General features: G+C 59.7%; 10 protein-coding genes. 6 read left to right on the top strand and 4 right to left on the bottom strand.

What is annotated here, in order from left to right:
- Window positions 1-31: 31 nt before the first annotated feature.
- The gene (locus tag B4E36_RS11660; RefSeq protein ID WP_292052175.1) at window positions 32-967 is read right to left on the bottom strand and encodes a zinc metalloprotease HtpX; all 936 of its coding nucleotides are present in this window, start codon (window positions 965-967) and stop codon (window positions 32-34) included.
- Between the two features lie 187 nt (window positions 968-1,154).
- Here B4E36_RS11660 and ftsH point away from each other — a divergent pair, with 187 nt between their 5' ends.
- The 4 genes from ftsH to B4E36_RS11640 are packed head-to-tail and all read left to right on the top strand — an operon-like array spanning window position 1,155 to window position 7,605.
- Window positions 1,155-2,987 carry an ATP-dependent zinc metalloprotease FtsH gene (gene ftsH / locus B4E36_RS11655; RefSeq protein ID WP_292052172.1) on the top strand — a complete coding sequence of 611 codons (1,833 nt, stop codon included), beginning with the start codon at window positions 1,155-1,157 and terminating at the stop codon, window positions 2,985-2,987.
- Window positions 2,988-3,039: 52 nt separating this feature from the next.
- Window positions 3,040-5,817: an ATP-dependent Clp protease ATP-binding subunit gene (locus B4E36_RS11650; protein WP_292052171.1), complete on the top strand. Its 2,778-nt coding sequence runs from the start codon at window positions 3,040-3,042 to the stop codon at window positions 5,815-5,817.
- A complete protein-coding gene (locus B4E36_RS11645; protein ID WP_345900374.1) occupies window positions 5,714-6,460 on the top strand; it encodes an NADH dehydrogenase ubiquinone Fe-S protein 4 in 747 nt (248 codons plus the stop codon). Before B4E36_RS11650 ends, B4E36_RS11645 begins: the two co-directional genes overlap by 104 nt.
- Complete coding sequence (locus tag B4E36_RS11640; protein ID WP_292052168.1) at window positions 6,460-7,605, top strand: cation:proton antiporter; 1,146 nt, start codon at window positions 6,460-6,462, stop codon at window positions 7,603-7,605. Before B4E36_RS11645 ends, B4E36_RS11640 begins: the two co-directional genes overlap by 1 nt.
- A 1,052-nt stretch (window positions 7,606-8,657) precedes the next feature.
- On the opposite strand, the gene groL is transcribed toward B4E36_RS11640, so the two are convergent.
- Window positions 8,658-10,286, bottom strand: a complete 1,629-nt coding sequence (gene groL / locus B4E36_RS11635) for a chaperonin GroEL (protein ID WP_292052166.1) — start codon at window positions 10,284-10,286, stop codon at window positions 8,658-8,660.
- 54 nt (window positions 10,287-10,340) lie between these two features.
- Window positions 10,341-10,655, bottom strand: coding sequence for a co-chaperone GroES (gene groES / locus B4E36_RS11630; RefSeq protein ID WP_114216109.1), 315 nt, complete (start codon window positions 10,653-10,655; stop codon window positions 10,341-10,343).
- A gap of 333 nt (window positions 10,656-10,988) precedes the next feature.
- Between groES and B4E36_RS11625 the strand changes: the two genes are divergently transcribed.
- Together B4E36_RS11625 and B4E36_RS11620 are read left to right on the top strand one after the other, a co-directional pair.
- Entirely contained in the window at window positions 10,989-11,342 is a 354-nt protein-coding gene (locus B4E36_RS11625; protein ID WP_292052162.1) for a hypothetical protein, read from the top strand.
- 45 nt (window positions 11,343-11,387) lie between these two features.
- Window positions 11,388-11,636, top strand: a complete 249-nt coding sequence (locus B4E36_RS11620) for an usg protein (RefSeq protein ID WP_414673756.1) — start codon at window positions 11,388-11,390, stop codon at window positions 11,634-11,636.
- A 65-nt stretch (window positions 11,637-11,701) separates the two neighbouring features.
- On the opposite strand, the gene B4E36_RS11615 is transcribed toward B4E36_RS11620, so the two are convergent.
- On the bottom strand, window positions 11,702-12,037 hold a 336-nt coding region (locus B4E36_RS11615), incomplete at its 5' end, for a hypothetical protein (protein WP_345900373.1).

Raw genomic sequence — 12,037 nt, 5'->3', positions numbered from 1 at the left:
GCGCGTACTGTCGGCCATGGTTGCGTTCGTCTCATCGATAAACGCCCCAAGGCCCGAAACGCGGCGTGGAGACACGCGCATCCCGCGGTGCGTTCATTGGACCGGACAGTGAGATCGGTCGGCGGGTGCCGGAAAGTGAGCGCAGCCGCCGGACTCGATCCGCGGTGGGCGGGTGTGTTCGCAGTAGCGAAGGTTCGGGGATACGACGTCCAGGAAGGAACATCTCTTCCCAGACGCGCCCAACGCGGCGTTCAAGCTTGAGCAAGGCTGAAGCCAGGCCATCGGGGTCGCCGGTCAGTTCAGCGCCGCCCCTATCGGCATCGTATTCTCGAGCCCGCGAGAGCGCGAGCTGAAGAAGAGCCATAATGGTGGGTGAAAACATCAGCACGAGCGGTACCTGCCAAGGCACATAAGCAGCACCGGCCAGAATGAGCGGCAAATTCAGCAGCAGGATTAGTTGCCCAACCCAGGACGCGAGCGACACCGCGCGCGACATCGCATCGGCCAAACCCATGATCCAGAGATCGCGGTTCGCAATGTGAGCGATTTCGTGTGCCAGGACACCGACGAGTTCGCGGTGGTCCATCAATCGCAAAAGACCATCACTAACGCAGACGGCGCTTTCATCCGGAGAGCCCACAGCGAAGGCGTTCGGCATCTGGCTCGGAATGTAGTAGAGTTCCGGCACACGCGGCAGTCCGGCGCGGCGTGCAAGTTCAGCCAGTGTAGCGATTCCGTCCGGAAACTCCCGCCCGCTGAGCCTGCGTGCACCATAGGCGTTCAGTAACAGGCGTTTCGGGATGCCGGGTGTCATCAGCAGTCCCAGCAAGGACACGATGACCATCGCAATCGCCAAGCCCTCTCCCGCAATCGCTGAAACGATGAACCAGGCGATAACCGCCATACCCGCCAAAAGCAGGATGGATTGGAGCAGGTTCAGGAATTGGTGGCGTGGCGTCGCAGTCATAACGGCAACAAATTTCACTCGCGGCTAACGGGAAGTGGCACGCTTCAAGATGTAAGAATTTTGGGCGACTTTGCCAGCCTCGTTCTTCATTTCTGAGCCCTCTTGAACTCGGATCAGGCAATACCAATCTTGCCACTCGCGATAAATCAACAACATCTCTGTGAGGCGGCGCCGAGGAGAGAAAAGGATGGAGAAAAGAACTCAATACAACATCTGGTACTGGGTCGCGGCTTTCGTGGCGGTGCTTTTCTTTCAAGGCGTTATCGCGGATTGGCACTCTGTCGCGCCGATCAGCTATAGCCAGTTCGAAAGCTATCTGGAACAGGGCAAAGTCGCGTCAGTCGCTGTCGGCCAGGACACAATCGCCGGCCGGTTTACCGCACCCGTGGACGGAAAGAGTCAGTTCGTCACGACCATCGTCAATCCCCAGATTCTTGATCGTATCGACAAATCGGGAGTGGAGATAACCGGTGTGCCACAGAATACCTTGCTGGGCACGTTGATCTCCTGGGTGGCCCCCGCACTGGTGTTCTTCGCGGTCTGGATGCTGCTGTTTCGTCGCTTTGCCGACAAGCAGGGCTTTGGCGGTTTCCTGCAGGTAGGCAAGAGCAAGGCCAAGGTTTATATGGAGAAGGAAACCGGCGTCAGCTTTGCCGATGTGGCCGGCGTCGACGAGGCCAAGGCCGAGCTGGAGGAAGTGGTCGACTTTCTGAAAGCGCCTGAAGAGTACGGGAAGCTCGGTGCGCGCATCCCGAAGGGCATCCTGCTTGTCGGCCCGCCTGGCACCGGCAAGACGCTTCTGTCGCGGGCCGTAGCAGGTGAAGCGGGCGTAACCTTTTTTTCGATCTCTGGCTCGGAATTTGTCGAAATGTTCGTGGGCGTCGGCGCCGCCCGGGTACGCGACCTATTTGAACAAGCCCGCAAGAACGCACCGGCGATCATCTTTATCGACGAACTCGACGCGCTCGGCCGCGCCCGCGCCTCCGGTCAGATGGCAGGCGGGCATGACGAGCGCGAGCAGACGCTGAACCAGCTTCTCACTGAGCTGGACGGGTTCGACCCGTCGTCGGGGATCGTGCTGCTGGCGGCCACCAACCGGCCGGAAATCCTGGACCCGGCGCTGCTGCGTGCGGGACGCTTCGACCGGCAGGTGCTGGTGGACAAGCCCGACAAGAAGGGCCGTATCCAAATCCTTGGCGTGCACATGAAGAAGGTGACGCTCGCCCCCGATGTGGCCGCCGAGAAGTTGGCTGCGCTGACGCCGGGGTTTTCAGGCGCGGATCTGGCCAACCTAGTCAATGAGGCTGCACTTCTGGCTACCCGCCGCAAGGCTGATGCCGTGACCATGGATGATTTCAACAACGCGGTGGAGCGGATCGTGGCGGGGCTGGAGAAGCGCAACCGTGTTCTGAATACACGCGAACGGGAAATCGTCGCGCATCATGAAATGGGGCACGCGCTGGTCGCAATGGCGCTCATCGGGAGCGATCCCGTGCACAAGGTCTCGATCATCCCCCGCGGGATCGGCGCGCTCGGCTATACCATCCAGCGCCCGACTGAAGACCGCTTTCTGATGACCCGCGAGGAGCTGGAAAATAAGATTGCCGTTCTTCTGGGCGGGCGCGCGGCCGAGAAGGTCATCTACGATCACCTCTCGACTGGTGCCGCGGATGACCTGGTGAAGGCGACCGACATCGCCAGGGCCATGGTCGCGCGCTACGGCATGGACCCCGATCTGGGCCATGTCAGCTACGACAACGAGCGGCCCGGCTTCCTTGGCACGGGTGATCAATCCGCTTGGCTCAACCGCCGCCACAGCGAGGCAACGGCTGAGCGGATGGATGTAGCTGTCAAGGCAATCATCGATGACATCTTCGCGCGTACGGTCGCGCTTCTTGAGGCGAACCGGGCGCTGCTGGAGGAAACGTCTCGCGATCTGCTCGACCGCGAGACGCTGAACGAGCCCGACCTTCGGGCCATCGCAGAACAGGTCCGCGCTAAGAAGGGAGAAGCGGCCTGAAAACATAGTCCCAGCCCGGATTGTTCGACTGGGAACCTGACGGAGGTAGAAAATGGCAAATGGCATCTGTGATATCTGCAAATCCCGACCTGCCAGCTTTCGTGCGCAGGTCTCTGCAAACGGTGAACGCAAGGTGATGGAGCTTTGTGACGAGGACTACCGCAGGATCGCCCGACGGCAGGGCCGCAGCGCATCGCCGTTGGAATCCCTATTCAGTGGGCGCTCGCTCTTCGATGAATTCTTCGGCGATAGCGGTGGCCTTTTCGACCGCTTGGGCGAGGATCAGGGGCAAGCCGTCCCGATCCGACAGGTGGGACGCGGCGCGCGGCGCGGCGGCATCAATATTGCCGACCGCTTGAGCGAACAGGCTAACACGCTTTTGCAACAGGCGGGCCAGAAAGCGCACGAATTCGGCCGCACCGAGGTCGATACGGAACACCTTCTGCTGGCGCTGACCGGCTCCGACGTTGTCCGCACGGTGTTGGGGCAGGTCAAGATCGACGTCGACGATCTACGCCGCCAAATCGAGCGCGAGGCGAAGAAGGGCGACGCCACTCACGAGGATCGCGAGATCGGGGTCAGCCCGCGGGTCAAAGATGCGCTGAACCGCGCTTTCATAGCCTCAAACGAGTTGGGCCATTCCTATGTCGGCCCCGAACACCTGCTGATCGGCCTTGCCGAAGAGGGTGAGGGCGTGGCGTCGAGCATCCTGAACCGGCTGGGCCTGACGCCGCAGGCGCTACGCCAACAGGTGACGAAGGCCGTCGGTCAGGGGGCCGAGGAAGGCCGCGTCGAGACCCCATCGAGCACTCCCGATCTCGATGAATACAGCCGCGATCTGACGAAGTTGGCGCGCGAGGGCAAGCTTGACCCGGTGATCGGCCGGGCGCGAGAGATCGAGACGACGATCGAGGTTCTGGCGCGTCGCAAGAAGAACAATCCGGTGCTGATCGGCGAACCCGGCGTCGGCAAGACTGCAATCATCGAGGGGCTGGCGCAGCGCATCGTCGCGGGGGAAGTGCCCGAGGCGCTACGCGACAAGCGGCTGGTCGAGCTCAATATCAACTCGATGGTCGCCGGGTCCAAGTATCGCGGCGAGTTCGAGGAACGGGTCCAGAAGATCCTGAAAGAGATCGAGGCCAACAAGGCCGACATGATCCTGTTCATTGACGAGATCCACACCATCGTCGGAGCTGGACAGGGCGGCGGCGAAGGTGGGCTGGACATCGCCAATACGTTCAAGCCAGCACTGGCTCGTGGCGAGTTGAATCTGATCGGTGCGACCACACTGAACGAGTACCAGAAATATATCGAGAAGGACGCCGCGCTGGAGCGCCGCTTCCAGCCGGTATATGTGGACGAGCCGACGGTGGCACAGACGATCATGATTCTGCGCGGCCTTCGCGACACGCTGGAAAGCCACCACAAGGTGACGATTACCGACGAGGCCATCGTCGCAGCAGCCGAGCTTTCCGACCGCTACGTCACCGGCCGTTTCATGCCCGACAAGGCCATCGACCTGATAGACCAGGCCGCCGCCCGGGTGAAGATCAGCGCCACCGCGCGACCCGTCGACGTGCAGGAACTGGAAGCTGAGGTCGCTCAGATCAGGCGCGAACAGGACTACGCCGCCGGTCGCAAGCAATTCGACCGCGCTGGAGAGCTAAAGAAGGAACTGGACGCGAAACAGGCCGAACTCGACGAATTGATGGCGACCTGGAAGCGAGACCGGGCCTCTGCCACGGCCGAGGTACGCGCCGACCACGTGGCGCAGATCGTCTCTAAATTGACGGGCGTGCCAGTGAGCGAACTGACCACGGAAGAGCGCGAAAAACTCCTGAAGCTAGAGGACAAGTTGCATGAGCGTGTAATCGGCCAGGAAGAGGCCATTCATGCCGTTGCCGATGCCGTGCGACTGGCGCGCGCCGGACTGCGCGAGGGCTCCGGCCCGACCGCAACCTTCCTGTTCCTCGGCCCGACCGGCGTAGGCAAGACCGAGTTGGCCAAGACCTTGGCCGAGACGATCTTCGGTGATCAGGACGCAATGATCCGCATCGACATGTCCGAATATGGCGAACGTCACGCGGTCGCGCGGCTGATTGGCGCCCCGCCGGGCTATGTCGGCTACGACGAGGGCGGGCAGTTGACGGAACGGGTCCGGCGCCGGCCATATTCTGTCGTGCTGCTCGACGAGATCGAGAAGGCGCATGCGGATGTATATAACATCCTGCTTCAGGTCTTCGATGAAGGCCGCCTGACCGATGGCAAGGGTCGCGTGGTGGATTTCACCAACACCATCATCATTGCCACGTCTAACCTCGGCTCCGACATCATCCAGCGCAACCTTCGCAAGCGCGGAACCAAGGAGTTCGACGAGGCCGGGCAGAAGGCCGAACTGATGGACGTTCTGCGCGTTCATTTCCGGCCCGAGTTCATCAACCGGATCGACGAGATCATCGTCTTCCATTCGCTGAACCAGTCGGAAATTCGGCAGATCGTCGAGCTGCAACTGGCCCGTGTCGCTCGCACGGCGATGACTCAAGGGGTCGAACTCGACTACGACAAAAGCGTTGCGGAGCATTTCGGAGCGGTGGGCTTCCGGCCGGAGTTCGGAGCCCGCGAATTGCGACGGCTAATCCGGTCGGAACTGGAAACCGAGCTCGCCCGCGAGATGCTTTCGGGCCGGATCGAGGACGGCGACAAGGTACGCGTCACCTGGGCCGTGGATGATCGGAAGATCAAGTTTGAAAAGCTGGAGAGCGCAGGAGAGACCGGAGCCCCCGACAAGCCCGGCGATCGCGATGGCGAAGAGGCTGAGCCTGCCGCCTAATGATCGCTCTCGCACCGGCGGCGTTGACGCCGCCGGTGCCGCAACCCGAAAAGAGGTGAAAACCATCATGAAAGGACACAACAGCGCCCCGTTTCGATCGAAAATCCTCGGAACTGGCCTGACACCTCCCAACGTGCTGACAGCGTTGATCTACAGGCCAGATCGCTCGTCCCACACCTCCTCGCCAATTAGGCGGCAATATTGGATACTCGGGTTTGATTCGGCTCAAGCGCCGACCATCGAGCTTCTTATGGGCTGGACCGCAACCGACGTTCCCTATAGTCCCATCCGCTTGACATTCCCTGATCTCGACAGCGCCATCGCGCAACGAAACGGCTCGCAGTTTATCGTGCGCACTGAACCGGACAAACATCGATCCGTGCCACCGGGTCGCTTCTGGTGGGAGAGAGTGCCAACCAGCAAAGGTGCCGGTGCTCCTGGCGCCCACCGCATAGTGACCGGCCACCGACCGAGTTCCAGGCAACGGCTTCACCGACGCATTGGCGCCGCCAGCGTTTGTGATCGCACAGCGGAACTTGCGATGGCCGCAGACCCGGACAGTGAAGCGAGCGCTGCGTCCTTCCCCGCGTCCGACCCACCGGCGTGGATCGGGGCAACTGTCTATAAAAACGGGCGACGTTGATGCACGCGGCACAGGGACTGTTGGAGGTCACCGTGTTGCTCGCAATGGTAGCTTTCTGCCATGTCGCGATCTGCGCGAGGCTTGGCATCCCCGCAGTGGTCGGTTACCTGCTGTCAGGCATTTTGATCGGACCATCCGGTCTGGGGCTCATCGCTGAGGGTGCCACACTTACGCTTATCGGTGAGGTCGGGGTGATCCTGCTTCTCTTTACGCTTGGTCTGGAATTCTCCCTCGACAAGCTCGTGGCGCTCCGGCGGCTGATCTTTGGACTCGGTCTGGCACAGGTGCTTGCAACCGGAGGGTTGGTCGCCGGAGGGCTCCTCGTCTTTACCGAGATCGGGGCGGCGGCGGCGGTTCTGATTGCTGGCGCGGTCGCGATGTCGTCGACCGCGCTTTGCCTCAAGGTACTTGCCGGCGGCGGTGCGCTCGGAACGCCTCAGGGACGGGTCGCCATCGCTGTTCTGCTATTTCAGGATCTGGCGGCAGTCGGCTTTCTGGCGTTTCACGATGTCATCGTCGCGGCAGGAGCGGTGGAAAGCGCGAACGGTATCCTTAAGATGGTCGGGGGAATTGGGGTGTTTATCGGGGCGTTCTTCATCGCCCGGTCAACGCTTCAGCGGCTTGCCGAATGGGTCGCAAGTCAGGGCGAGGCCGACCTCGCACAGCTTCTGGCCCTGGTCATTGCCTTGCTCGCAGCCATTGTTGCACAGGTCGCGGGACTTTCGCCAGCGCTCGGAGCCTTCGCTTCCGGCATGGCGATCGCCGAGGGCGACGCTCGCCAATTCGTCGAACGGGAAATCAGGCCGTTCCGGGATTTGTTCGTCGGGGCGTTCTTCATCAGTATAGGAACTCAACTCCATGTTGGTGAGGTCTGGTCGACATGGTCAACCGTGTTGGCATGGCTTTGTATACTCATGGTGGTGAAACTCGCACTTATTGTTGCCCTGACCCGCATGTTCGGAGAAAATCTCGAAACTGCTCTTCGCGCGGGTGCTATCCTGGCCCACGGCGGCGAATTCAGCTTGATGCTCATTTCTGTTATGACTGCCTCCGGCCTGTTGCAAACGAACGTTGCCGATCCTCTATTCCTCGCATTGGGCTTGAGTATGCTGATTGGAGCGGTTGTGGTTCGTCGCGCAGCATAAAGCGATCAACGCACACCAAGCACCTGTCTGCTTCGCGTTATAATTTTGGGGCGTCGGAGAGGGTGAAACTCCAAAGTCGATTTCCGACCGACCTTTCGCAGGGGTTCCCTGCTATCTGACATCTCTATTTTGTGCAGGAGGTTTTGCGGGGCAAGACCATCTTGCGTTCCGGAACCAATGTTCGGCGGATCGCAGTCATCTTGGTCATGAATGTTTGAAATTGAGGTGCCTCATCCGGCGGCCATGCCCATGCGGGGTGATCGCAGACGACCTTCTTCCATTCATTGTTGAGGTTCCGCCCGGAAGAGGAGGTTTTGCCGATGAAGAGAAGGTTACATAGATTGCAGCGCTGGAAAAAGTTGCTCGCCGCCTCTCTGTAAGGGGAAAGAACAGGATGTTTCGTATCCCAACGAGGAATTGGTCAGGCAGGGTGCTGTTCGCCACCGGCGACAGCCGGACTAATGCGTAACACGGGTGGCCTGCTTGTGATCGCGGGGCACGAAAGACTGGGCCCATAGGCCTGAAACGACGGGCAAGTTGCTGAGGTCCGTGACAGTATCACAGCTCGGGCTCAAGCTAACGTGGTCAGCGGTGGTTCTGCGCCGCTCACCCCATGTGATCTCCCTGCACCTGTCACCTAGGATCAAAGCACCTGTAGCAACCCATCGTACGAATGAATGTCAGGTTGACTGTTTGACGCGATGAGGATGATCCACTGTCCAACGGGGCGCTCGCCCGATTGTCCTTAGAGGCCATTAATCTCGAATGAGTGCAAGCGGAGAAGGATTGGGCTCAAGCCTCCCGTTCGCGGCGCTTTGAGCCAAGATGACCTACGGAGTGTGGGCGGGTCGGATGTCAGGATGTTGGTAACCTTATCGCAGAATGAAGCAGCTGAGTGGTGCTGATGGTACCGCGGTCTCCAGTGGTGCCGATTGACACGTTGACGCTTCCTTTATCAAAGTGTGGCTCCATTGATTTTGACCGACGGAACCTGGCCGAACGATGTGAGGTGGCCCGCCTCTTGCAGGTGCGACGGGCCACCCATGATCGCCTTAGAAGTCCATGCCGGCGCCGGCGGGCAGAGCCGGGGCCTTCTCCTTCTTGGGTTTTTCGGCGATCATGGCTTCCGTCGTGACCAGAAGGCCGGCCACCGAAGCGGCATCCTGAAGCGCGGTGCGGACGACCTTGGCCGGATCGATGACGCCCTGCGCGTAGAGATCGCCATACTCGCCTGTCTGGGCGTTCCAGCCGTAGGAGAACTCGCTTTTCTCCCGCAGTTTTCCGACAATGACAGACCCTTCAGCGCCGGCGTTCTCGGCGATCTGACGGACAGGAGCCTCGATCGCGCGGCGGACGATCTCGACGCCGACCTTCTGGTCCTGATTGGCCGTACTGAGATTGTCGAGAGCCCTGACAGCACGCAGCAGCGCAACACCACCGCCCGGCAGGATGCCTTCCTCGACGGCGGCGCGGGTAGCATGCAGCGCATCGTCGACGCGGTCCTTCTTCTCCTTCACTTCGACCTCGGTCGAGCCGCCCACGCGGATGACGGCAACGCCGCCGGCGAGCTTGGCAAGACGTTCCTGCAGCTTTTCGCGGTCGTAGTCGGACGTGGTTTCCTCGATCTGCGCCCTGATCTGGGCAACGCGGCCTTCGATGTCGGACTTCTGGCCGACGCCGTCAATTATGGTCGTGTTCTCCTTCTCGATCGCGACCTTCTTGGCCCGGCCGAGCATTTCGAGCGTGACATTTTCAAGCTTGATGCCGAGGTCTTCGGAAATGACGGTGCCACCGGTAAGGATAGCGATGTCTTCGAGCATGGCCTTGCGGCGGTCGCCGAAACCCGGAGCCTTCACGGCAGCGATCTTCAGGCCTCCACGCAGCTTGTTGACGACGAGCGTTGCAAGCGCTTCGCCTTCGACGTCTTCAGCGATAATGAGGAGCGGCTTGCCGGACTGGACGACGGCTTCGAGAACCGGGAGCATCGCCTGCAGGTTGGAGAGCTTCTTCTCATGAATGAGGATATAGGGGTCTTCGAGTTCGACCCGCATCTTGTCCTGGTTTGTCACGAAATAGGGGCTGAGGTACCCGCGATCGAACTGCATGCCTTCGACGACTTCGAGTTCGGTTTCGGCGGTCTTGGCTTCCTCGACGGTGATGACGCCTTCGTTGCCTACCTTCTCCATCGCTTCGGCGAGATAGCGGCCGATCTCGGAATCGCCATTGGCGGAGATGGTGCCGACCTGCGCGATCTCGGAATTGCTGGTGATCTTGCGGGCGTTATCCTTGAGTTCCTTGACGACGGCGTCGACGGCGAGATCAATGCCGCGTTTCAGGTCCATCGGGTTCAAGCCGGAAGCGACAGCCTTGGCGCCTTCCTTGACGATCGCCTGGGCAAGCACGGTCGCGGTGGTCGTACCATCGCCGGCCAGATCATTGGTCTTTGACGCCACTTCACGCAGCATCTGCGCGCCCATGTTTTCGAACTTATCTTCCAGCTCGATTTCCTTGGCGACCGAAACACCGTCCTTGGTAATGCGCGGAGCACCGAAGGACTTGTCGATCACAACATTGCGGCCCTTTGGACCAAGCGTGACCTTCACCGCATTGGCCAACACATCGACCCCACGCAGCATGCGTTCACGGGCATCGGTGTGAAACTTGACTTCTTTCGCAGCCATTTCTTTAACTCCTCAATAGGCAGCTATCTGACTGATGAACGTAGGGTGGATGGCTCAGGCGGCCTGTCTTTGCTCGGCCTGGTCTTCAATGATGCCCATGACATCGCTTTCTTTCATGATCAGCAGGTCTTCGCCGTTGATCTTGATCTCCGTGCCGGACCATTTGCCGAACAGGATGCGATCACCGGGCTTGACGTCGAGTGCCTGGAGCTGGCCAGCCTCGTTGCGGGCGCCGGGGCCGACGGCGATGACCTCGCCCTCCTGCGGCTTTTCCTTGGCGGTGTCGGGAATGATGATGCCGCCCCTGGTCTTTTCTTCGGCCTCAATGCGGCGGACCAGAATGCGGTCATGTAGTGGACGGAACGTCATATCGTTCTCCTTCAGGACAAACAGATTAAACAGAGGTTCCTCCGCTCCGAACCGGTTGGTCCGGAGCGGGGCTTGCGCATCCCTTTCGGCGATGCGCGGAAAATGAGCTGGGTTCGCCAATTTATCTTTTCAAGAGGGTGAGTTAAAAAAATCAGCACTCTGAGGCACGAAGTGCTACGGCCCTGAAATTCTGACGATATTTCTGTTCCGACGAGTGTCGTTCTGTCTTGAATCACCTCAAGAAAATACCAAAATCACTTTTCCGGCGGGGTATGTGCTCCGCAAATCCGTCACTGATATTTGTGAGAATGTTGTGTTGGATGGAGAATATCGATGGAAAAGCGAAAGCAATTGACGGGCATTCCGTCATCGCTGCAGTCCGCAACAGTCCCGGATCTTGATCGGTTGTTGTCACCGGCGCAGTATTTTTCTCATCCCAACGAGGTGTTAAAAAGCCGGATACTGGATCGGGATGAGAAACGAGCGATTCTGGCGGCGTGGGTTTCCGATGCCTGTGCTATCGAGTCAAACCCGGCTCTCCGACAGCGACCCGGCTCACCTGAGCCAATCCCATTTGACGTCATTATGGAGGCGCTGCAGCGGCTGGACGCACAGCCACGACCGTGCGTGGCTCGACTGCAGGGCGCCAGAGACGACAAAAAGCATGGCGTAGACATGCATGTCTAAAGAGGATGGAAGAAAGTGATTTCGAAAGTCAGCCGGGAATTCCTGATGCAGATGGAAGGTTATGGTCTGACGACGGCGGAGATCCTTTATCGGATGCCAGACCATCCCGGCCTTTTGCAACTCTATGTCTGGCAAGATTATGATCTGGCGCCGCACTTTCCGGAACTCTGCGCTTTCCTGGATTTCTGGTCAGAAACGCTGCAAGGACCGCTCCATTCGGTGCGAGTTGCCCACAACCATCTGATTGAACCGTCGGACTGGGTAGCTGTAGACGGGGTCATTTCGATCCAATGAACAAGAAGATCGCCGCGGCGACCCGTGCCGCGGCGACTTGGCCTGGTAGACGCAACGGTCGCCACTCAGGCGCCGTCATCTTCCCTTTCGTCAAGCATGTCGATCAATTCGCCGATTCGTGAGCCGGGAAGAGGGCGACCGGCTCCAATCAGCGCTTCATCGCTGTTGAACCATGCCCACGCCTCCCTGAGCTCTTCGGCCGATGCACCGGTCGAAATAAGATCGGCGACAAGCACGTCATCGACTGGACCCAGAACGGCTTCAACTTCTTCACGTGTCATCGGCATCAACACTTCCTCCTGTTCATGTGGAAAGGATGGCGCAGAGCGCGGCTTCTTCGGCGAGAGCCTTTTCGACCTAAAGCCGAACTCCGCCGCAAAAGCATGAAACGTTGATCTTGG

It is taken from the genome of Martelella sp. UBA3392 (assembly GCF_002358775.1).
Taxonomy (GTDB): domain Bacteria; phylum Pseudomonadota; class Alphaproteobacteria; order Rhizobiales; family Rhizobiaceae; genus Martelella; species Martelella mediterranea.
This window is presented reverse-complemented; position numbering and strand designations above follow the sequence as displayed.

Coding starts and splice junctions, on each gene's coding strand:
- B4E36_RS11640 (WP_292052168.1), top strand. CDS start 6,460: ATGCACGCGGCACAGGGACTGTTGGAGGTCACCGTGTTGCTCGCAATG.
- ftsH (WP_292052172.1), top strand. CDS start 1,155: ATGGAGAAAAGAACTCAATACAACATCTGGTACTGGGTCGCGGCTTTC.
- B4E36_RS11645 (WP_345900374.1), top strand. CDS start 5,714: ATGATCGGAAGATCAAGTTTGAAAAGCTGGAGAGCGCAGGAGAGACCG.
- B4E36_RS11660 (WP_292052175.1), bottom strand. CDS start 967: ATGACTGCGACGCCACGCCACCAATTCCTGAACCTGCTCCAATCCATC.
- groL (WP_292052166.1), bottom strand. CDS start 10,286: ATGGCTGCGAAAGAAGTCAAGTTTCACACCGATGCCCGTGAACGCATG.
- groES (WP_114216109.1), bottom strand. CDS start 10,655: ATGACGTTCCGTCCACTACATGACCGCATTCTGGTCCGCCGCATTGAG.
- B4E36_RS11650 (WP_292052171.1), top strand. CDS start 3,040: ATGGCAAATGGCATCTGTGATATCTGCAAATCCCGACCTGCCAGCTTT.
- B4E36_RS11620 (WP_414673756.1), top strand. CDS start 11,388: ATGCAGATGGAAGGTTATGGTCTGACGACGGCGGAGATCCTTTATCGG.
- B4E36_RS11625 (WP_292052162.1), top strand. CDS start 10,989: ATGGAAAAGCGAAAGCAATTGACGGGCATTCCGTCATCGCTGCAGTCC.